This is a genomic window from Stutzerimonas stutzeri (assembly GCF_009789555.1).
Taxonomy (GTDB): domain Bacteria; phylum Pseudomonadota; class Gammaproteobacteria; order Pseudomonadales; family Pseudomonadaceae; genus Stutzerimonas; species Stutzerimonas stutzeri_R.
Genome location: NZ_CP046902.1, coordinates 2,796,957 through 2,817,421, shown reverse-complemented (window position 1 = coordinate 2,817,421; position 20,465 = coordinate 2,796,957). Strand labels below are relative to the sequence as shown.

Here is a 20,465-nt window from a genome sequence, read left to right as displayed (position 1 = left end):
CGCCATGCATCGGTTCAGGCCACCGAAGCGTCGTCGCCAAGGTGGATGACCCTTGCCGCACGCAGCATGCACCTGGCCATTTCGGGCGGTGAAAACTTGGTAAGGATGTCATTGGCGCCGGCTGCCTTGGCCTTGTCGGTGCTGATGGTGCTATCCAGCGAAGTGTGCAGCAGCACATAGATGGAGGCGTAATCGGGGTGGTTGCGCAGCGCCTGGGTGAATGAGTAGCCGTCCATTTCCGGCATCTCGATATCCGACACCACCACGTTGATCGCCTCGTAGCTGTTGTTCAGGCTGGCGAGTTTTTCGAATCCCTCGCGGGCACTGCGCACCGCATGGCAGGTGATGCCCATCTTGCTCAGCGCCGACACCGACATGTGGATCGCCACCTGGCTGTCATCGACGATCAGGGCACGCGTTTCGGTCAGCAGTTGCGCATCCTGATCATCGAGATAGGAAATGTCCGCGTCGCCCGGAACCGGCGCGATATTGTGAATGACCTTTTCCACGTCCAAAATCTGGATCAGCTCGCCGTCCACCTCGGCCGTGCCGGTAATGAACGAACTGTTGCGCGCGCCGTAGGGCGGCGGCAGGATTTTCGAGGACTGGATGTGCACGATCCTGACCACGGCCTGCACGTGCAAGCCCTGCTTCGAGCGGCTGATGTCAGTCACGATCAGACAACCGCCCCTGGGGTCCTGCAAGGGCGCCATGCCGATGGCCAGGCTCAGATCGATCACCGATAACGGTTGGCCGCGCAGCGTAGCGACGCCTCGCACATGTGGATGCGACTCGGGAAGCCGCGTCAACGAAGGCGTGGGTATGATTTCGCTGACTTTCAACAGGTTGATCGCCATCTGCTTGCCGCTGCGCAGCGTGAACAGCAGTAGCGATAAAGCGTCGGTGGCGGATGCGTTGTTCATGGTTAGTCCTGGGGGAAAAGCGGATCTCGTTGCGTCGATATCACCTCGTCAGAGCTTGTCGGCCGGCGCAGCGGAATCTTCAGTCGTCCGAACGCCTTTCGACCAATGGCCATTGCAGGTCAGCAACGCTCGAAAAGCGCAGCGATGCCCTGCCCGCCGCCGATACACAGGGTCACCAATGCATAGCGGCCCTGGATGCGTTGAAGCTCGTGGATCGCCTTGACGCTGATGATCGCGCCGGTCGCGCCCACCGGGTGTCCGAGTGATATGCCGGAGCCATTGGGATTGACCCGCGCCGGGTCCATGTCGAGTTCCTGCATCACGGCGCAGGCCTGGGCGGCAAAGGCTTCGTTGGCCTCGATCACATCGATCTGCTCGAGCCGAATGCCAGTCCGCTCGAGCAGCTGGCGCACCGCTGGCACCGGTCCGATCCCCATGAGCGCAGGCTCGACGCCGGCATGGGCGTAACCGACCAGCCGTGCCATGGGCGTCAGACCCAGGGCCCGCGCCCGTCCGGCTTCGGCCAGTACCAGCGCCGCGGCGCCGTCGTTCAGACCGGAGGCGTTGCCCGCGGTCACGGTGCCGTTCTCCTTCTTGAACACCGGCTTCAGCGCCGCAAGCCGTTCGGCGGTCAGGTCCGCCCGCACGTGCTCGTCCGTGTCGAAAACGGTGGTGCCCTTGCGCCCGCCGGTCTCGACCGAAACGATCTGCTGGCGGAAATAACCGTTTTGCAGCGCGTGTGCGGCGCGCTGCTGGCTTTGCAGTGCCAGCGCATCCTGCCGTTCGCGGCTGATTCGGTAGCGCTCGGCCACGTTCTCGGCGGTTACGCCCATGTGGAACTTGCCCCAGGGATCGTGCAGCAGCGTGTTCATGTAGTCGACCGCCTGGCTGTCGCCCAGGCGCGCGCCCCAGCGCATGTTCGGCAAGATGAACGGACCGCGGCTCATGTTCTCGGCACCGCCTCCGATTGCCAGGTCGGCATCGCCTAGCAGGATCGACTGCGCCGCCGAGATCACTGCCTGCAGGCCGGAGCCGCACAGGCGGTTGACATTGAATGCCGGGGTCTGCACCGGTATGCCCGCATCCACGGCGGCAACCCGCGCCAGGTATCCGTCGCGAGGCTCGGTGGGTATCACGTTGCCCATGACCACGTGGCCCACCGCATCGGCTGGCGTGCCGGAGCGTTCCAGCGCCGCGCGGCAGACGGTGGTTGCCAGGGTGGACAGGTCGACGTCCTTCAGCGCGCCGCCAAAGGTGCCGATCGCGGTGCGGACGGCGCCGACGACGACGATTTCGCGTGCTGTCATGGTGGGTTCCCTTCTATCTGACCGGTTGACGCGCCGAGCGAATCGGCAGCGGATTGGCCGATCCTAACCGGATGGCTCGATAGAGCAACACGCCAACGCTGCACAGGCGCCCTGTTTTTTTGCAGAACGCACCGGTCACATCCTGGCTGCCGGTACTAAGGGTGCCGAGCGCGCTGTCGGCGCATCGCTCGCGATCAACGCCGCCTGGCCACGCGGCTTGCAGCTCGAAGAGGCAGTATTTCAGTCCTTGAACGGGAGTCGGCGGCCGTTCGCGCCAGCGGAGATCGCCCCCGGCCGATACACGTTCATCGCGCGCATCGCCTGGCTCGGGAACGATGGGCCGTGACCTCGGCCCAATCCAGACAACCCGAGGAGGTCCCGCAATGAGCAAGGCCGTCAAACCGGACGCCGAACAACCCTACTTCGATGCGCCGGCGCACATCCCCAGCGGCAGCGATCACCAGATCCCGCACAGTCACCGGTTGGTCTACCGCGACCACGATGTCATCGTGCACATTACCGGCTACGAATACGAAACCTTCGGCGAGACGCTTTGGGCGGTGGGAGCTGAAGTCGTGAAAGACCTCGAAATCATCGTCCCGGTGCGGGTCGACCAGGCCCGGCATTACGCCAGTTTCGACGAAGCGCTCGCGCGCGGCTGCGAGATGGGCAAAGCATTGGTCGACGCACTCTAAACACTGCCCGCTTGGCCGCGCGCAACCTTGATCGCGCCGGCATACCGATACCGCAGAAGGAACCACTCGATGACCGACGCAACCGTACGACACGACGAAAGCGCCCACCGCTACGTGCTGGAAATGGGCGGCGAGGCGCTCGGCTTCGCCGAATACCGAGACGATGGCGAACGCCAGGTCTTCACGCATACCGAGGTTGATCCGAGCCTGTCAGGCCAGGGCATGGGCAGCGTGCTGGTCCGAGCGGCGCTCGACGACGCCCGCCGACGCGGCAAGCGCGTGGTGCCGGTGTGCGGATTCGTTGCGGACTATGTGAAAAAACACCCGGACTGGAACGACATCCTCGACTCGCCGGCATAAAAAAGCGCGCGGACAGGCCCCATGGTCGCCTGCCAGCGGGTACGATGCGCGCCCCACCCCGGACGGACCGGCAATGAGTTGTACCAATCGCACGATCGATCGGCTGCGAAGACAGATTCCAGGCTTCGCCTGTGAGCCCGGCTGCCATGACTGCTGCGGGCCTGTGACAGCCTCCTCCGAAGAAATGGCCCGGCTGCCACGGCGCAGTGACGCGCAGCATGACGCCGCACTGGCACACTGGAATTGCGTGCATCTCGGCCCCGCAGGTTGTGAGGCCTATACCGAGCGCCCACTGATCTGCCGGCTGTTCGGCACCACTGCGAGCCTGCCCTGCCCCCGTGGCCGCGGCCCGGAGACGGCCACCCCGCCGGAAGTGGAGAAGCAGGTGCACCGGCTTATCGCCAGCACGCGCCAGGTATTGGTCTGAATCGGTTCATTCAAAGAGACAAGCACATGAGCGACGAATTGCAGATCGAAGACCTCGAACTCGGCTCAGGAAAGCCAGTCGTCAAGGGCGCCTTGATCACCACCCACTATCGCGGCCAGCTTGAAGACGGCACGGTCTTCGACTCCAGTCATGAGCGCGGCAGACCCTTCCAGTGCGTGATCGGTACAGGCCGCGTGATCAAGGGCTGGGACATCGGGCTGATGGGCATGAGGGTCGGCGGCAGGCGCAGACTCCACGTCCCGGCCCATCTGGCGTACGGCGAACGCCAGGTGGGCAAACACATCAGGCCGAATTCCGACCTGTACTTTGAAATCGAGTTGCTGGAGGTGCTGACGCGCGACGACTGACGACCACGGCGATTGCCGCGGCCGTCGATGCCCGGATCAGGCCGGCGTCGCCTGCGGACGAGACGGCACAGGCGTCGCCTGCGAACCCAGCGATTGCATGACCACGTCGCCGATCATGTCTGCGGTTATGGCGCTCAGGGTCCAGCCGAGGTGGCCGTGGCCCGTGTTGTAGAACACACACGGCGAGCTTCCACGCCCCACCTTGGGCATCATGTTGGGCATCATCGGCCGCAGCCCGGCCCAAGGCACGACGCTCTGGGTGCTGACGCCCGGGAAGCACTCGGCGACCCAATCCACCAGGGGGCGGATACGGTCGGCCCGGATGTCGCGGTTGTAGCCATTGAATTCAGCGGTGCCGGCAACGCGCAGCCGGTGATCGCCAAGGCGACTGGTGACCAGCTTGGTTTCATCGTCCAGCAGGCTTACGGTCGGCGCGGCGGCGCGGCTGGCTTCGTCATTGAGGTTGACGGTGATCGAATAGCCCTTGACCGGGTAGATGTTCACCCGATCGCCCAGCTGCACGGCCAATGCCCGGCTGGCGGTACCGGCGCACACCACGAGGCCATCGAATTCCAGGGTTTCATCGCCGCCCGGCGTGCCGAGAACGACGCTCGCCTGCTTGCCGTTGGTGGCGACACCTTTCACATCCTGGCCGTAGCGGCATTCGACCCCCAGACGGACCGCAGCCGCCGCGAGGCCGTTGGTGAACAGATGGATGTCGCCGGTGGAGTCGCACTCGGTGTAATAGCCACCGTAATACTGCCCCGCCAACGTCGGCTCGATTGCGCGCATTTCGTCCGGCGTTACAGCGCGGCGCGGCAGGCCGCCCAGGGCAAGCAATTCGGACACCTTGCCGGCGTGATCGAAGCCGGCCTTGTTCCGGTAGATGTGCAGGATGCCCGCCTTCTTCAGATCGAAGTCGATACCCTCTTCCTCGGCCCATGCGAACAGGTGCTCACGGGCGGCGATCGCCAGGCGCGCGGTCTCGATGGTGTTTTGACGGTAGTGCGGCATCGAGCCGATGAACTCGGCGAACCAGGACAGTTTGTGCCAACTGGGCTTGGGATTGACCAGCAGCGGCGCATCGCTTTTGAGCATCCACTTCAAGCCCTTGATGAGGGTTGACCAGTGGTTCCAGACCTCGGCGTTCGAGGCCGAGAGCTGGCCGCCGTTGGCGAAGGAGGTCTCCATCGCGGCGTAGCGGTGCTTTTCGAACAGGGTGACGGCGAAACCGCGCCTGGCCAGCGCGTAAGCCGTGGTGATGCCGGTAATACCACCACCGATGACTGCGATCGTTTTCATGCACAACTCCAGAACGTCAAAGGTTAGAGCCCGTCCGCCACAAGCGGATCGAGCGCCCCCTCTGTTCTGGACCTGAGAGTTTCACGAGCGCGGACCTGGCGGCGCTCGCTTGCTCCTTCGGTGCGACGGGCGACGACGGCCCGGCGGCTCTTCAGAGTAAACCTGTGGTATCGGTCCTTTTGCCTGAGAGTTTCCGGGGCGGTTGCTCCTTCGGCGCTGCGAGCGGCGGTGCCGCTACAGTCTCTCCCGATTCCACATCATGCGGTGCCAGGTCGATCGATGATCATGCCGGCCGGCACTACGGTTTGTGTCGCCAAGGTGCCAGAAAAACCCCTGCGCGACACTCCTTTTTTGCAGGCCAACCGGCAAGCGATGGAAAAGCCCCAGCGTCTGCACGGTTCGTGCGCGCGATGCCGTGACAATCACGCCCCGACCAGCGCGATCAAACGGGCTATGTCGACGGGCTTGGTCATGTGCACGTCGAACCCGGCCGCCAGCGCGTTTTCCTTGTCGCTCGGCTGCCCCCAGCCGGTAATGGCCACCAAGCGAACATGGAACGCCGAGGGTTGGGAGCGGATCATCCGTGCGACCTCATCGCCACGCAGGCCAGGCATGCCAATGTCGAGCAGTACCACTTCGGGGTGGAGTTGCTGGTAACGCTCGAACGCCTCGTTTCCGTCGAACGCCAGGTGCACATCGTGCCCTTCCAGGCGGAGGACCTCCGCCATGGTTTCGGCGATGTCACGGTTGTCATCGGCAACCAGCACGCAGCGCTTGTTGTCCGCCGCCCTGACAGGCTCCGTACGCGGCCAGTTGGGCTGCGGCGCGGCGAGCGCCGGCAGGCTCAGCTTGAATTCCGCGCCCTGCCCCAGCCCGGCGCTACTGACTCGAATGTCGCCCCCGTGGAGATTCGCAAGCCCTCTGGCGAGCGCGAGCCCGATGCCCAGGCCGGTGTTGACCTGCGCCCGGCTGGTCGGCACCTGGGCGAAGCGTTCGAAGATCAGCTTGAGATGTTCGCGGGCGATGCCCACGCCGTTGTCGATCACCGAAACCGTGGCGGTTTCGCCCAGCCGTGTGGCGCTGATGCGAATCTGCCCGCCCTGGGCGGTGAATTTCGCCGCATTGTTGAGCAGGTTGACGAGTATCTGCTCGAGCCGGAGTGGATCGGCTTCCAGCAGGATCGGCTGGGCCGGCAACTCCACGGTCAGCGCATGCTGTTTCGCCTCGATCTTGGCGCGAGCGGTCTCGACGGCCGCCTCGATGACGGCGCCCAGGTCCAGCGACTCCTTGCGCAGCACCAGCTTGCCGAGGGTAATGCGGGAAATATCGAACAGGTCATCGAGCAACAACGCCATGTGCCTCACCTGCCGTTCGATGATCTGCTGGCTGCGCTGCTTCTGTGCCTCGGACGCGCCGGGTGTGCCGAACAGGCCGGCGGCCAGGCGGATGGGAGCGAGCGGGTTACGCAGCTCGTGAGCCAGGGTCGCGAGAAACTCGTCTTTGCGCCGGTCCGCCTCCAGGATCGCCTGTTCCTGGTGTTTTGCTTGCGTGACATCGGCGAACCAGACAGCAACGCTGTGCTCGTAAGGGGTCGCGACCAGGCGAACCCAGCGATCCCCGCCAAATGCAGTGCTGCGCATTTCAAGGTCATGGGGCTGCTGGAAGGTCGCGACCGCCACCAGCGTTTCCAGCGCCTGCACGTTGGCATCGGGCCCTAGCACCTCGGTCAGCCGCCGGCCGGTCAGTTCCTCTACCGTGCCGCGCAGCGCGGCCGCCCCGGTCGGATTGATGAAAGCCAGCAGGAAATCGATCACCTGCCCGGTCGCATCGTGCACCGTCGAAAGGATACTGAACGGCACCGTCGATGAGTCGAGTGCAACCCGCAGTCGCTGCTCGAACATACCGGCCTTGGTCTGGGCCCGTGCGCGATCGATGAACACGGCGGCGAGCCCTGAGGCGAGATCGGCCAGACGCGTCTCGCGCTCGGTAGGCAGCCGGTTTTCGGCCAGCAGTACGGTCAAGGCCCCGAGCACGCTGCCATCGCTGTGTCTGATAGGCGTCGAATGGACCGAGCGGAAACCCTCAGCGCGGGCGAGCGGGACAAGCTCGGCGAACGCCGGATCGGCTTCGGTATCCGCGACCGACACCCGACGCCCCTCGCGTACCGCCGCTTCGTCCACCCCGACGCCAGACGGCCGGCCGTTCACCTGTTCCAGCGAGGGCGGCGTGAAGCCTTTCGAGGCATGGACACGCAACGAGCGATCCGTTTCCCGAATGCTCAGCAAGCCGTGATCGGCACCATGCAGTTCGCACAGCACCTCGACGATTTCCTGCAACTGGGCGTCCAGCGTTGGCAATTGCAGCAATTGGTTGCCGAGCGCCTGCAGCGCTTTCAGATCGCTGACCTGCTCGGTGAGGTCTTCCTGTGCCAACGCCAGCCTCGCCAGCATCGAATCGCGCTCCGCTTCACTCGCCTGGCGCGCCTGCGCAGCGGCAGCCAACGCGCGCCCGACTTCGCGCACCTCTTCGATTTCACTGTCGGGGGTCTCATTGACCGTCTGGCCTTTACCGATCGCCTGGGCAGCCCGGCGCAACTGACGCATCGGCACGTTTATCCGTCGGGTTGCAAACAAGGCGGCAGCAACGGCCAACAGCAGCGACAGAAGCAGCCCACCGCCATAGAGCGTGAACGCCCTGATCGCGCCGGCTTGTACGTCGGCAGTGGGTACGCCGGTTGCCACGACCCAATTCGACGGCGAGAGCCGCACGAATGCCGTGAAGACCGACGTCCCCTCCACGGTTGTGGTCATGCCCATGCCTTCCTCGGCCCGGTCGTGCTCCAGCAGCTCGGCCAGCGTTTCGGAGGCCGGCTGCCCCAGGGTTTCGGCATTGCGATGGGATCGGGCGATGCGCATGCCCTGGGCATCCAGCACCGTGGTCACCCAACCCTCCGGCAAACGCCGGTTGCTGATGACGTCGACGACGGCGTTGGGTTCGAGCACCGCCGTCAGTACATAGCGGACCTCGCCCCCGATCTTTACCGGCACACGCAACGGAATGCCCCAGCGGCCGTCGAGCCCTTGCGCCATGTTGCCAACCTGCGGCTCCCCTGTTCGCATCAGCTCAGCGAAGCTGTAGGGTTCGGCGATCAGCCTGGAGCGAGGCGATTCATGCAGCGAAATACGCCGGATGACCTCGCCCTGCGGCGTAATGATCAGCAGCGAATGCCAGCTGGGAACCGTTGGCAAGACGCGCCGGATCATTTCGGCGAAGCTGTCGAGCGCGCCGTCTTCGAGCAAGGAAGACTGCGACAATGCCTGCAGCACGTTCAGCGAGCGGACCAGTTCGATCTCGACGGCCGTCGCGGCCAGACGAGTGGCCTCGAGGCTGCGTTGCTTGGCCATCTGCCTCTGATCGTTGACGATCGATACCAGGCCCAGGCCCGCGACCAGGGCCAAGGGCAGGATCCCGGCAAGCGCGATGGTCAGCAGACGACTGCGCAACGGTACCGAGCGAGCCGGTTTCGCTCCACTTGCATGACTCAAGATAGTGTTACCCCTGGTGCCCGACGAAGGCATGAAAACCGTAATATGCACATACAGACGACGTCGGCGATGACTCGGGCCCCGACGTTGTGGATAGAGCGGGTGCAGCGCTGGATGGAAGGCTTTAGCTTAAGCGATTCGTGACGCCGATTCTTCCCTGCGCGAGGTCCTTGCGTCCAGCCAGCCCAATGCGCCAGCTGGCCTGACCGCCGCGAAGGGATACCCCATAGACCGCTCAAAAAGGAAATCGACATGCTCGAACTTCGGCCTGGCTGCGAATGTTGCGACGCCGATCTGCCGCCCGAATCAACCGGCGCGCTGATCTGCTCTTTCGAATGCACCTTCTGCGCGAACTGCGCAGCATCGAAGCTCGCCTACGTCTGCCCCAATTGCGGTGGCGAGCTGGTTGCACGGCCACGCAGACCGGTCGACAAGCTCGCCCGCCACCCGGCCTCTACCCAGCGCCTGTACAAGCCGCAGGGCTGCACCCCGTCGAACCACGGAAGGATTCAGTCGTGAAATTGACCGCCATTCCCTTCGGCACGACCGACTGGTCACTGGTCGAACCCAGCGAACATCCAGGCGAAACCGGCAGCGCACGCTGGCGCACCTGCCACTTTGGCCAAATTCGCGTTCGGATGGTGGAGTACAGCGCGGGCTATCTCGCCGACCACTGGTGCCGCAAAGGCCACATCCTGCTCTGTCTCGAAGGCGAGCTGCACACCGAGCTGGACGATGGCCGTACGTTCGTACTCAAACCCGGCATGAGTTACCAGGTTGGGGACAATGCCGAAGCGCACCGATCATCCACCGCGGCCGGCGCCAAGCTGTTTGTCGTCGACTAGGCCAGCCACCGACAGCGAAAGGCCCGCATCGAGCGGGCCTTTCTTTTTCAGCTGCAGCGCAGCCGGTTCGGTCAGTTGGGAAGCCTGAAGGTAATGAAACTCGCCCGTCCTTCGCGGAGCACGCGCATGGAGACGGAGCGATTCTTCGGCAGCGCCTTGACCACTTGGCTGAAGATCTTGACCGAGCCGATGGCCTGGTTGTTGAGATGCGTAATGACATCCCCCGGCCGCAAACCGATCATCGCCGCAGGGCCCTGGCCGACTTCCCTGATGACCACGCCGCCATTGATCTCGAGCGCTTGACGCTGCGCATCGGTCAATTCGGCCACCGAGACGCCCAGGCGATTGTCGCTGAGCAGGGTGCCCCCGGCGCCGGCGGAGGCCAGCAGATCGCCCTCCTCGGGCAGCGCACCAATATCGATGGACAGCGTCTGGCGATCGCCGTCACGCACCACCTCCAGCCTGGCCGTGCTGCCCGGCTTCATGGCACCAACCAGATGCGGAAGGTCACCGGACATGTCGATCGCCTTGCCGTTCAGGCTCAGGATCACATCACCCACCTTCAGCCCACCCTTGGCCGCGGGCCCGCCGTCCATCACCTGTGCGACGAGCGCACCGGCCGGGCGCTCCAGGCCGAACGATTCAGCCAGGTCCTTGTTGACCTCCTGAATGACCACACCGAGCCAGCCACGGCTCACCTTGCCATCCTCACGCAGCTGATTGGCGACATCCATGGCAACGTCGATCGGAATGGCGAACGACAATCCCATGAAGCCCCCGGAACGGGTGAAGATCTGCGAGTTGATGCCGACCACTTCCCCCTCGAGATTGAACAACGGGCCACCGGAATTTCCCGGGTTGATGGCCACGTCGGTCTGGATGAACGGCACATAACTCTCGTTCGGCAGGCTGCGCCCCGTAGCGCTGACGACACCGGCGGTAACCGTGTGATCGAAGCCGAACGGCGAACCGATGGCGACCACCCACTCGCCCGCTTTCAGCGCTTCGGATTTGCCGATCTTCACGATCGGCAGATCGTCTCCGTCGATCTTCAACAGGGCGACATCGCTGCGGGGGTCCGCGCCGACCAGCTTGGCCTGCAACTCACTGCGATCAGGCAGGCGCACGATGATTTCGTCGGCATCGGCGACCACGTGGTTGTTGGTCAGAATGTAGCCATCTTCGGAGATGATGAACCCCGAGCCCAGCGATTGCGCCTCGCGCCGACGGTCCGGCTGCTTCGGTATGCCCCGCTCGAAGAACTCGCGAAACATCGGCGGTATGCCTTCGAGATCCGGCATCTGCATGGGCCCGCCCCGCACGGGTGTGTTCTGTTTGGTGCTGATGTTGACGACCGCCGGCGAGGCGTCTTCTACCAGCGGCGTAAAGTCAGGCAATTGGGCATGAGCGACGAGCGTTTGCCCGAACAGCGCAACGCCCGCCACGACCGCCAGGAAGTTTCTACGAAGGATCATGCTGACTGCTCTCCCACGAAATGTTTTAGACCGCCCCACGCAGGCGCGACGCAAAAGTTTAGGACAAAAAAGCAGCGGGTCGCCGCGTCTGCACGGCTGTTTCACGATACACAACCGGTCGCGGCAAACCCACCCAATGGAGCTGGCTGTTCCGTCAGCCTGGACAGGACTTTACGCCGGCGACGGTCAGCTTCGTGTGAAGCGTACGTAAAGGAAAAGTAAGGTTTCCGACAGACGCCCTGATCGGCTAGCCGGCCGTAGCGCGTTCACTAGCGCAAGCCCCCGAGGAGCCCCGCCTGCGCGGCGCCCTGTCGCAGGCGCTCCCGGTCCTCGGGCAAGGTCAGTGCTGCTTCGGCGCGCTTGAGCGCCAGTTCCGCCTGTCGCTGGGCAGCGACCGCCACCGCCGCATCGCCTAGCCGCCCCAGTGACGCCAGTGCCTGTTGCAGGCACAGGGCGACTTCGATCAACGCCGCTCCGTCGCGGGCGATGGGTGTAAAGAAATCGTCCAGTACGTCCGCCGCGCTCAAGCCGGGCGCAAACACCCGCTCGAAATCGGGCTTCTCGGGTGCGGCGGGCCTGGCCAGGTGCGACAGCACGCGCACGCCACGCCCGATGACGTCAATGGCGGTGCCCTGGTCATTGATCCCCGGCGACAGGGCACGGGACGCGACCTCGGCCATCACCGTCAAGCCAAAGCGCGGGTCACGTTCGAATGTCCGTTGCGCTCCGATGACAAAGGCATCACGCAGCCGGCCATCGTCGCGTTCGTCGATGCCGACCGACCAGGCGATCGGCTGGCTGGGCTCCACGAACACGCCCGGCAGTACGCAGATGTACACCGAACACGCGTCCGATCGGGTCAACTCACCCAGCGCAGGCATGTCGATATGTTGCACGAAGCCCACCTTGTCGACGTACAGGGGACGCACACCCGGCAGCCCCCTGGCATCGACAGCGAGCGGCCGGCCGCCCAGGTAGGGTTGTTCCATCCGTTGGCACAGCGCGCGCGTTGCGGCACGCTCGACCCTGGCCGTGGTCTCGGCCACCCGGCCCAGCCCCGACAGTTGGTCGATCCAGCGCAAGAGCGCGTACACCACCAGGATCACCACGACAATGGTCGCGGCAAACAATACGACCCGACCTTCGGCGCCATACAGCCCGGTGCTCAGCGCAATGATGCCGACCAGACTGAAAATGAACGAGCCGATGAAGGTGGACAGGGTGTTCTGCGTCGTGGTGTCTTCCACCAGCAGCGAGATCGCGCGTGGCGTGACGTTGCTGGTCGCTGAACCGTAGGCCGCGACCATGATGCTCAACGAAAAGGTCGTGACCGCGAGCATGCTCGAGGCAAGCACGCCGAGAATGTTGTCCACCGCATCCGAGCCGACCCGGGTGGGCATGTCGTCCGGAATGTAAGGAGCGACCGCCAGGGCCACCAATGCGGTCGCCAGGCCCAGCACCGAAAACAGGCTGGCTCTGAACCAGGGCCGCTTGCTGATGCGGATGAGAAACCACTTCCAACGCTCGACCATCGATTCCCCCCAAACGTCCGTTTCAGGACAGACAAGACCAGGCGTGGGCCGTTACACACGCGGTGCGCGGCGTTCAGCCGCTTAAGGCTGCCGGAACCGCGCGACCGTGGCCGGCAGCTCGCGCATATGGTTGATGACTGCCTTCACGCCCAGTTCACGCAGCGCCTGATCGTGACCGGCCGGTATATGGCTCGCGCCGGTGAAGCCAATGACTTGCATCCCGGCGGTGCGTGCCGCCAGTACCCCGGTCGGGCTGTCCTCGACGACCAGACAATGCCCCGGCGCGACCCCCATGCGTTCGGCAGCCAGCAGGTAGACATCCGGCGCCGGCTTGGGCGATGCCACCATTTCGGCGCAGAAGATGTTGCCCGCGACACGTTCGGTCAATCCGGCGCGACGCAGCGACGCCTGGACGTTATGCAGACGACTGTTGGACGCAACGGCCAGCGGCAGATCGATGGCAAGCAGCGCATCGCGCACGCCCGCAATCGCCTGGACTTGGTCGGCGACCGTTTTCTCGCTGTGGCGACGAAGGTCTTCATCGAATGTCGACGGCATCGTGAGATCGAAGCGCTTTTCGATGAGGTCAATGATGCTCGGCACCGTCAGACCGAAGGTGCCCTCCAGAGCCTCGGCCAGCCGGTCAGCCGGAACATGCAGGCTCAATGCTTCGAACAACACGCGGTGGCTGATGATTTCGCTGTCGACGATCACGCCATCGCAATCGCTGATCAGCAGGTCGATTGTGGCCATCGGGTCTCCTGGAAATGGTTGCGCGACGGCGTCGCCGTCGATGCAAGGGCATGCCTTGGACTGTGGCGCACCCGTCGAGTTTTACCGCCTCGCTTGTAACCACCCGGTTCCGGGTGCCAGCTCCGCCCGCGCGTGACGGCTGCCCGAGCGACATGACCCGGTGCGCATTTCATTCAATACGCACGTATCGCCGGCTCCTATCTTGGCGCGGTCATCTTGCGTGCAATCAGGAGTTTCGATGAGCCTCATGCTCTCCATGGCCGCCTTTGCGCTGGCCTCATCCATCTCGCCCGGCCCGGTCAATATCGTCGCGCTGAGTGCTGGCGCCCAGTTCGGCCTGCGTGCAGCCATGCGCCACGTCAGCGGAGCCACCCTCGGGTTCACCGCGCTGTTATTACTGATCGGCCACGGCCTGAACGAAGTGCTGGGCCGATGGCCCTGGCTCACCGAATCCATCCGGCTCGCCGGCGTCGCGTTCCTGCTCTACATGGCCTACCGGTTGGCGCGCGATGACGGTCGCTTGACGACGAACAAACCGATCCTGCGCCCGACCATGCGCTATGGCGCCCTGATGCAGTGGTTGAATCCGAAGGCCTGGCTGGCGTCGGTAGCCGGGATGGGGTTATTCGCCGCGGCCGGTGACGCCCCGTCGGTCTGGCGCTTCGCCGCGATCTACTTTGTGATCTGCTACGCCTCGCTGGCCTGCTGGGCCTATGCCGGCACCTTCGTGCAACATTATCTGAGCAACGCTTCGCGGTTGCGGTGGTTCAATCGGGTGATGGCGGCGCTGTTGGCAGGCTGCGCGACGTACTTGCTGGTGCCCTAGCGGCCTCGTCAGCCAGCACGGCGGCACCCCGCGCCGCGTCAGGCGCGTCGCTGGCCTCGATAGTGGCCGGGCGTCGCGGCCAGCAGCTGCTTGAAAGCGCGCTGCAGATGCGCCTGGTCAGCGAAACCCGCCGCCAAGGCCGCCTCGGCGATCGGCACGCCGCGTCGCAACTCGGCGCGCGCGAACTGTACCCGGCGATTGGTCAGATAGGCGTGCGGCGTCAGGCCGTAGTGTTTCTTGAACGCGCGGATCAGGCTCGAGGGCGACACGCCCGCCGTCGAGCAGATGTCTTCCAGCTTGATGGAACGCTGATAGTTGTCGGCGATGAATTCAGCGGCGTCTTTCAGCTTGGGGTCGCTTATCGAGGCCACCGTTCCCATGCCCAGTCGCCGATGCATGGCAGTGAAGAACTCAACCGCCGCACTGTGCTTGTGCAATGGTTCGGCCTGCTCGTCGGTCAGTACCGCATGGAACTGCCGGAACCCCGTCTGCAACCGTGGATCGCCAGTCAATACCGGCGCGAAACAACGAAACCCGCCCTGATCGGCACGCAGCTCGTCCTGCAGCGCGGCAAGCCATCCGGTATCCACGTAGAGCATTCGATACGCCCAGGGCTGGCTTTCGATCGGATTGCACGCATGCACGTCACCCGGATTCATCAGCACCAGGGTCCCGGCATCGATGCGGCCGTGATGGCGACCGTTGATGTAGGTGCTGCAACCACTGTCGATCAACCCCACGGAGAAGGTTTCATGGCTGTGCTTGGCGTAACAGACGTGGCGCCCGTCAGCGACCGTGCGCGCCTCGATGAAGGGCAGCGTCGCGTCCCGCCAGAAGGCGGAACCCGCCCGGGTGTGCTGCTCGTTGAGGGTGGATCGATGCATGTCGTCTCTGTCGCGGCCGGAGGGTGATCATCAGCGTAGCGGAAAACCTGCCCTTCGGCTGGTTTTGGGCTCTGCCGTCGGCGCTTCGCTGTCAGAGAATTTCCAGCCCCTCGCATTTGTAGTCGCCGATGAAAATATCGTCCTGCAAGACCTCGCCGTCGAGGTTGAAACAGAAGAGGTAGCTCTCGGTCCGTTCGCCGATCTCGACGCTTTTCAAGCCAACGCATTCATCAGGATGGCCCGGCAGAATCTTGAACGAGGAAACGCCGCGCTCGGGGATGCGCTCGCCCACTTCCAGGGTGCGAATCTGGCTGAAGTCTTCGTTGGCGATGATCAGCCGGTTGCCGCCTCGCGCTCGCGCGTCGACCGCTTCATCGAATGGCGTGCTCGAGATCTTGCGTGGGAAGAACAGCCACTCGCGGCGATACGGATGCCATTCCGCCGCTTCGTGGATGACATAGCCGTCCGGGCCGACACCCAGCGCCTCGCGGATACGCTGGTAACGGGTCGACCAGTCGACGCTGCGAACGCCATAGTGCCGGTCGATCACCTTTACCCACTCCTGAGCCGGTGTCTTGCCGTGGCTACCGACCACCAGATAATCGTTGTGAAGCGACGCCCATTCACTCTTGAAGCCCTTGAAGGCTTCGTCGCCGCTGCCGGTCATCAGAATCTGGCGGGGCACCAATTGCTGCTGATCGCGAATCTCGCAGACCAGTCCCGTTCGATCATCGAATGTCACCAGGCGCTTGCCGAACATCACCAGTTCGGAAAACTCGGCGCCTCGCCCACCTTCGGCGATCAGACTGATCAACTGGAACTCGCCACCCTCGTGCTCGGGAATGTCCTCGAAGCGGAAGCTCGCCGTGCCGCTGCTGCCGATCTCGCGATACAGACGGTCGTGGCGCAAGGTCGATTGCCAGGCGATCTGCCCGCCCTCCAGCTCGACCTGGGACGCGTGATCTTCGTCGGTAATGATCGCCAGCAGGTACTCGCCTGTATTGCTATCGTAGCGTTCGAGGCGCCGGATATCGAAATGCGGATCGCTCATGGGTTCTGTGCTCGTCGAAGGCGCCGTCGCCCGGACAACGCGGTGGCTCGTCCGGATTCGGACAACATCAGCCGGGCAAGTTCACCTCGCGCCGGGTCAGGTCGCCGAGGCTGCAGAACGGCTCCGTCTGTTTTACTGTCGGACTTTCATGGGCTCACACACTCGGTACCGCATGATTTTCAACATACTCCAGCGCCATGCCTGGACCGATGCATTACCCCTCGCCTCGCTCACTGCCGGCGCCGCTCGCCGGCTCGCGGCCGCAGGCGCCGTGCTGCTGATCCTGGCCGGCTGCGGTACGCAGCCATCGAAAGCGCCAACGCCCCGGCCCGAGGTGGTGCGCGCGAAAATCGTTCGGCTGATCCCGAGCGACATCCCCGACCGCCAGGGCTGGGCCATTGACATCTACAGCGCCTTCGAGGCACTGGATATCGTTCCCAACGACGAGAACATCTGCTCGGTCCTGGCCGTCACCGTGCAGGAATCCACCTTCCAGGCGACGCCGCCGGTACCGGGGCTTGCGAAGATCGCCCGAGAGGAAATCCACCGGCGTGCCGCTCGCCTGCACATTCCGCGGTTCGTGGTGAACGCTGCCCTGGACGTTCAATCGCCCAACGGCAAGACCTACAGCCAGCGCCTGGCGGCAGTGCGCACCGAGGAGCAACTGAGCGAAATCTTCGACGATTTCCTTGGCATCATGCCGCTGGGCAAGCAGCTGTTCGGGACGCTCAACCCCGTCAAGACAGGTGGCCCGATGCAGGTCAGCATCGCCTTCGCCGAGGCGCGTCGGCGCGACTACCCCTTCGAGCGCCAGGGTTCGATCCGCGACGAAGTGTTCACCCGCCGGGGTGGCATGTACTTCGGCATTGCGCACCTGCTGGACTATCCGGCCAGCTACACTGAGCCGCTGTATCGCTTCGCCGACTTCAACGCGGGCTGGTATGCCAGCCGCAACGCCGCGTTTCAGGCGGCCGTGTCGCGCGCCAGCGGCATCAAGCTGGCCCTCGATGGCGACCTGATCATTCATGGCAGCAGCAAGGCCGGGCAGACCGAGCGGGCCGTGCGTTCGCTGGCGAGCAAGCTCGACATGAGCGAAACCGGTATTCGCAACGCGCTGGAACGAGGGGATACTCACGGCTTCGAGAAAACCCGCCTGTACGAACGCGTATTCGAACTGGCTGAACAGCGTGCCGGTAAGCCCTTGCCACGTGCCGTGCTTCCGGGCATCCGCCTGGAAAGCCCGAAGATCACCCGCAACCTGACCACCGCCTGGTTCGCCAACCGGGTCAACGACCGGCATCTGGCCTGCATGAAACGCGCGCGTAGCTAAGGGCACGGGCGACAGGGCGTTGCGCGTAGGATGGTATCGCCAAGGTGCAGCGTGGCGGCCGCTTCATGCCCCGCCCCGTCGCGCCAGGCAGGCCACGTATTCATCGCAGAAGGAGCGCGACATGCCGATCTGGCTACAGGCAGGGCTTTGGGGATTTCTGGCCGGCGGTGCGCTGCTGATCGGCGCCGCCGTAGGCTATCTGCTCAAGGTGCCGCAACGGTACATTGCCGCCGTCATGGCCTTCGGCGGCGGCGTATTGATCTCGGCGTTGTCGTTCGAGCTGATGGACAAGGCGTTTCAGCGGGGAGGATTCGCGGCCACCGCGGTTGGCTTCCTGGCCGGTGCGATCGTGTACACCGCCGCCAACGCGCTGCTCGCCAGACAAGGCGCCCGACACCGCAAGCGCTCAGGTCAACAGCAGGCGGAGGAGGCCCAGAGCGGCAGCGGCCGTGCAATCGCAGTGGGTGCTTTGCTCGACGGTATTCCGGAGTCCATTGTGATAGGCATCAGCATGCTTCACGGGACCGGGGTCAGCCTGGTCACCGTCGCGGCCATCTTCCTTTCGAACATACCCGAGGGGCTTTCGAGCGCGGCCGGGATGCGGAATGCCAAACGTTCGGCTGGCTACGTGTTTGGTGTCTGGGGGGGCATCGCACTGGCATCGGGTTTCGCGGCAATGGCCGGTTACAGCCTGTTTCAAAACGTACCGCCTGAGGTGGTTGCCCTGACCACCGCCATTGCAGCGGGTGCAATCCTGGCCATGCTGGTCGATACGATGATCCCCGAGGCGTTCGAAACCACACACGACCTGACCGGCATTATTACGGTGCTCGGCTTCCTGTCGGCGTTCGTACTGAGCAAAGCCGGGGCGTGACGGGCGGATGCAGCGATGGTCGACAATGGGTCGGCATCGTGCAGTTGATAACGACTCGACTTATCAACTCAGCGTATCGGTTATTCCGTAAAACATTACGAGATCAATATAAGCTAGTGTTATAGCGACAACACGTTCCATTCACACTATTAATGCGATACTTGCGGGAGCTGCAATAAGCCAATGCTATTCGATAATGCGGGTCGTAAAAAAGCGGAACCTGCAATGCAGGCCCCGCTTTATATTTAAAGGCGTCACGCTATAACAATGTGCGCCTAGGAGTTGCGCCCACCGCCGTGGCTGTTCTGGCCACCTTTCTTGCCCGCCTCAGACGCCTTTTCACGGTCATTGGCGAAGTTGCCACCGCTGTTCTGACCGCCTTTCTGGCCGGCCTCCGACGCACGTTGCGGATCGTTTGCGAAGTTTCCACCGCTGCTCTGCCCGCCCTTTTGTCCGGCTTCGGACGCTTTCTCACGGTCGTTGGCAAAGTTACCTGGGTTTCCGCTTTTATCATTCGACATAAGATTTCTCCAGTCACATGATGGTACTAATGAATTTGGCGACTGCATGACAATCGCCTCACTAACTCCGAGACCAGGAGGCGGTAAGAGTTCGAAAATTATTGCCTCTTGGACGATGAACGGCGCCCCTGGCGATAATCAATTACCGCACTGCGTTTATATATCGACCCATCCCCTTCAGGCAGCGAAACGGCTATTGCAGCGAGGACGGCGCTTGGCGGCCGAAGGCGCTCTCGACTCGGTCCGATCCCGCTTCGCCTTGCCCATTCGGGCAGCCTGGGCGACCGCTTGTCCGCTTGCCGAGTGCCCACGAATCTGTCAACAAGCTGTAACGCGTCGAGGGCATTCTCAGCTCCATGGAAAGCCGCGACGGCTGGCGCAAGGATGCGATTTCCAAAGACCCCTTTCACCCGGTCGAGCTATCGGAGGCCCCATGAGCAGCAAGAACCTGGAAGATCTGGTCAAGCAATCCGACCTCAGTGCAAAACAGCCACTGGAGATATGGAAGCAGCTGCAGCGGCGCCAGGGTGCTGGGCGGCCGAGTGCCGCCGCGTTGGCGCGACGCGCCTCCCTGGACCTCGGGATGTGCGCGGCTGCACGATAACCGCCAGCAGCGGCCAGCCCGGCCGCTTTGGAAACGGCCGGCGTCAACGGTGGTTCCACACAGGGTCCCGTTTGCTCAGGAACGCCTGCATCCCTTCTTTCTGGTCCGCAGTGGCAAAGCTTGCGTGAAGTAGCCGCCGCTCGAATTTCAGGCCTTGGCTCAAGCCAGTCTCGAAGGCTTGATTGACCGCTTCCTTGTTCAACTTCACCGCCATTTCCGAATAGTCCGCAATCTGACTGGCTACCTGCATGGCTTCATCCAGGAGGGTCTGCGCCGGCACCACGCGGCTGACCAGGTCGCAGCGCTCAGCTTCGTCGGCACTCATCGTGCGGCCTGTCAGGCAGAGGTCCATCGCCTTGGCCTTGCCCACCGCACGGGTAAGCCGCTGGGTTCCGCCCGCACCCGGCAGCGTCCCCAGCCGGACCTCCGGTTGTCCGAACCGCGCGGTGTCGGCGGCGATGATGATGTCGCACATCATTGCCAGTTCGCAGCCACCGCCCAATGCCAGTCCGGCCACCGCGGCGATCACTGGTTTGCGACAGCGCCCGACCTCCTCCCAGGTGGCAGTGATGAAATCCTCCAGGTAGGCCTCGGCAAATCCTTTGTGCTGCAGTTCGCCGATATCCGCCCCGGCCGCAAAGGCCCTTTCATTGCCAGTGATCACCATCGCGCGGATGTCACCGTCACGCTCGAACGCCCGTAACGCAGCGCCCAGTTCGGTCATCACGCCGGCGCTCAGGGCGTTGTGCACCTGCGGCCGGTTCAGTCGAATGACGCCGACGGCGCCCTGCCGCTCGATCAGGATGTGGGTGTAGTTCATAGCTTCTCCAGGTTGCCCAGCCG

20 protein-coding genes, 1 pseudogene and 2 riboswitches are annotated in these 20,465 nt (G+C 63.7%); of the genes and pseudogenes, 10 read left to right on the top strand and 11 right to left on the bottom strand.

Going from position 1 to position 20,465, the window contains the following annotated elements:
• Window positions 1-14: 14 nt before the first annotated feature.
• Window positions 15-923 (bottom strand): chemotaxis protein CheV, encoded by a 909-nt coding sequence (locus GQA94_RS13100; RefSeq protein WP_158188438.1) that lies wholly within the window; start codon window positions 921-923, stop codon window positions 15-17.
• A 119-nt stretch (window positions 924-1,042) separates the two neighbouring features.
• Complete coding sequence (locus GQA94_RS13095) at window positions 1,043-2,230, bottom strand: acetyl-CoA C-acyltransferase family protein (protein WP_158188437.1); 1,188 nt, start codon at window positions 2,228-2,230, stop codon at window positions 1,043-1,045.
• 383 nt (window positions 2,231-2,613) lie between these two features.
• Here GQA94_RS13095 and GQA94_RS13090 point away from each other — a divergent pair, with 383 nt between their 5' ends.
• The 4 genes from GQA94_RS13090 (at window position 2,614) to GQA94_RS13075 (ending at window position 4,080) form a co-directional block, all read left to right on the top strand.
• Window positions 2,614-2,925: a hypothetical protein gene (locus GQA94_RS13090; RefSeq protein WP_158188436.1), complete on the top strand. Its 312-nt coding sequence runs from the start codon at window positions 2,614-2,616 to the stop codon at window positions 2,923-2,925.
• A gap of 69 nt (window positions 2,926-2,994) precedes the next feature.
• A complete protein-coding gene (locus GQA94_RS13085) occupies window positions 2,995-3,285 on the top strand; it encodes a GNAT family N-acetyltransferase (RefSeq protein WP_158188435.1) in 291 nt (96 codons plus the stop codon).
• 73 nt (window positions 3,286-3,358) lie between these two features.
• Window positions 3,359-3,712 carry a YkgJ family cysteine cluster protein gene (locus GQA94_RS13080; RefSeq protein ID WP_158188434.1) on the top strand — a complete coding sequence of 118 codons (354 nt, stop codon included), beginning with the start codon at window positions 3,359-3,361 and terminating at the stop codon, window positions 3,710-3,712.
• A gap of 26 nt (window positions 3,713-3,738) precedes the next feature.
• Entirely contained in the window at window positions 3,739-4,080 is a 342-nt protein-coding gene (locus tag GQA94_RS13075) for an FKBP-type peptidyl-prolyl cis-trans isomerase (protein ID WP_158188433.1), read from the top strand.
• A 36-nt stretch (window positions 4,081-4,116) separates the two neighbouring features.
• Here the strand turns inward: GQA94_RS13075 and GQA94_RS13070 are convergent, their stop codons facing one another.
• Window positions 4,117-5,382, bottom strand: coding sequence for a D-amino acid dehydrogenase (locus GQA94_RS13070; RefSeq protein ID WP_158188432.1), 1,266 nt, complete (start codon window positions 5,380-5,382; stop codon window positions 4,117-4,119).
• Between the two features lie 51 nt (window positions 5,383-5,433).
• A riboswitch (glycine riboswitch) is annotated at window positions 5,434-5,543 on the bottom strand.
• Window positions 5,544-5,641: riboswitch (glycine riboswitch) on the bottom strand. It lies immediately after the preceding riboswitch.
• 163 nt (window positions 5,642-5,804) lie between these two features.
• On the bottom strand, window positions 5,805-8,927 hold the full coding sequence (locus GQA94_RS13065) for a hybrid sensor histidine kinase/response regulator (RefSeq protein WP_158188431.1): 3,123 nt from the start codon (window positions 8,925-8,927) through the stop codon (window positions 5,805-5,807).
• A 252-nt stretch (window positions 8,928-9,179) separates the two neighbouring features.
• Here GQA94_RS13065 and GQA94_RS13060 point away from each other — a divergent pair, with 252 nt between their 5' ends.
• Together GQA94_RS13060 and GQA94_RS13055 are read left to right on the top strand one after the other, a co-directional pair.
• Complete coding sequence (locus GQA94_RS13060) at window positions 9,180-9,446, top strand: DUF1272 domain-containing protein (RefSeq protein ID WP_158188430.1); 267 nt, start codon at window positions 9,180-9,182, stop codon at window positions 9,444-9,446.
• Window positions 9,443-9,772: a DHCW motif cupin fold protein gene (locus tag GQA94_RS13055; RefSeq protein ID WP_158188429.1), complete on the top strand. Its 330-nt coding sequence runs from the start codon at window positions 9,443-9,445 to the stop codon at window positions 9,770-9,772. The genes GQA94_RS13060 and GQA94_RS13055 overlap by 4 nt, the downstream gene beginning before the upstream one ends.
• Before the next feature lie 71 nt (window positions 9,773-9,843).
• Here GQA94_RS13055 and GQA94_RS13050 read toward each other — a convergent pair whose 3' ends face one another.
• The 3 genes from GQA94_RS13050 to GQA94_RS13040 all read right to left on the bottom strand — a co-directional run bounded on the left by GQA94_RS13050 (window position 9,844) and on the right by GQA94_RS13040 (window position 13,532).
• A complete protein-coding gene (locus tag GQA94_RS13050; protein ID WP_158188428.1) occupies window positions 9,844-11,247 on the bottom strand; it encodes a DegQ family serine endoprotease in 1,404 nt (467 codons plus the stop codon).
• Between the two features lie 269 nt (window positions 11,248-11,516).
• Window positions 11,517-12,779 (bottom strand): DUF2254 domain-containing protein, encoded by a 1,263-nt coding sequence (locus tag GQA94_RS13045; RefSeq protein ID WP_158188427.1) that lies wholly within the window; start codon window positions 12,777-12,779, stop codon window positions 11,517-11,519.
• Between the two features lie 81 nt (window positions 12,780-12,860).
• On the bottom strand, window positions 12,861-13,532 hold the full coding sequence (locus GQA94_RS13040; RefSeq protein WP_158188426.1) for an HAD family hydrolase: 672 nt from the start codon (window positions 13,530-13,532) through the stop codon (window positions 12,861-12,863).
• 238 nt (window positions 13,533-13,770) lie between these two features.
• Here GQA94_RS13040 and GQA94_RS13035 point away from each other — a divergent pair, with 238 nt between their 5' ends.
• A complete protein-coding gene (locus GQA94_RS13035) occupies window positions 13,771-14,358 on the top strand; it encodes a LysE family translocator (RefSeq protein ID WP_158188425.1) in 588 nt (195 codons plus the stop codon).
• Window positions 14,359-14,396: 38 nt separating this feature from the next.
• Here the strand turns inward: GQA94_RS13035 and GQA94_RS13030 are convergent, their stop codons facing one another.
• Together GQA94_RS13030 and GQA94_RS13025 are read right to left on the bottom strand one after the other, a co-directional pair.
• Window positions 14,397-15,242 carry an AraC family transcriptional regulator gene (locus GQA94_RS13030; protein WP_158188424.1) on the bottom strand — a complete coding sequence of 282 codons (846 nt, stop codon included), beginning with the start codon at window positions 15,240-15,242 and terminating at the stop codon, window positions 14,397-14,399.
• Window positions 15,243-15,333: 91 nt separating this feature from the next.
• A complete protein-coding gene (locus GQA94_RS13025; protein ID WP_158188423.1) occupies window positions 15,334-16,293 on the bottom strand; it encodes a hypothetical protein in 960 nt (319 codons plus the stop codon).
• A 172-nt stretch (window positions 16,294-16,465) separates the two neighbouring features.
• On the opposite strand from GQA94_RS13025, the gene GQA94_RS13020 reads away from it, so the two are divergent.
• Both GQA94_RS13020 and GQA94_RS13015 read left to right on the top strand, forming a co-directional pair.
• The gene (locus tag GQA94_RS13020) at window positions 16,466-17,623 is read left to right on the top strand and encodes a DUF1615 domain-containing protein (RefSeq protein WP_158188422.1); all 1,158 of its coding nucleotides are present in this window, start codon (window positions 16,466-16,468) and stop codon (window positions 17,621-17,623) included.
• Window positions 17,624-17,744: 121 nt separating this feature from the next.
• Window positions 17,745-18,497 carry a ZIP family metal transporter gene (locus tag GQA94_RS13015; protein ID WP_158188421.1) on the top strand — a complete coding sequence of 251 codons (753 nt, stop codon included), beginning with the start codon at window positions 17,745-17,747 and terminating at the stop codon, window positions 18,495-18,497.
• 275 nt (window positions 18,498-18,772) lie between these two features.
• Here GQA94_RS13015 and GQA94_RS13010 read toward each other — a convergent pair.
• Window positions 18,773-18,991, bottom strand: a pseudogene (locus GQA94_RS13010) (general stress protein); the annotation flags it as partial.
• A gap of 460 nt (window positions 18,992-19,451) precedes the next feature.
• Here GQA94_RS13010 and GQA94_RS13005 point away from each other — a divergent pair.
• A complete protein-coding gene (locus tag GQA94_RS13005; RefSeq protein ID WP_158188419.1) occupies window positions 19,452-19,622 on the top strand; it encodes a hypothetical protein in 171 nt (56 codons plus the stop codon).
• 43 nt (window positions 19,623-19,665) lie between these two features.
• Here the strand turns inward: GQA94_RS13005 and GQA94_RS13000 are convergent, their stop codons facing one another.
• Window positions 19,666-20,442 carry an enoyl-CoA hydratase gene (locus tag GQA94_RS13000; protein ID WP_158188418.1) on the bottom strand — a complete coding sequence of 259 codons (777 nt, stop codon included), beginning with the start codon at window positions 20,440-20,442 and terminating at the stop codon, window positions 19,666-19,668.
• Window positions 20,443-20,465 lie beyond the last annotated feature (23 nt).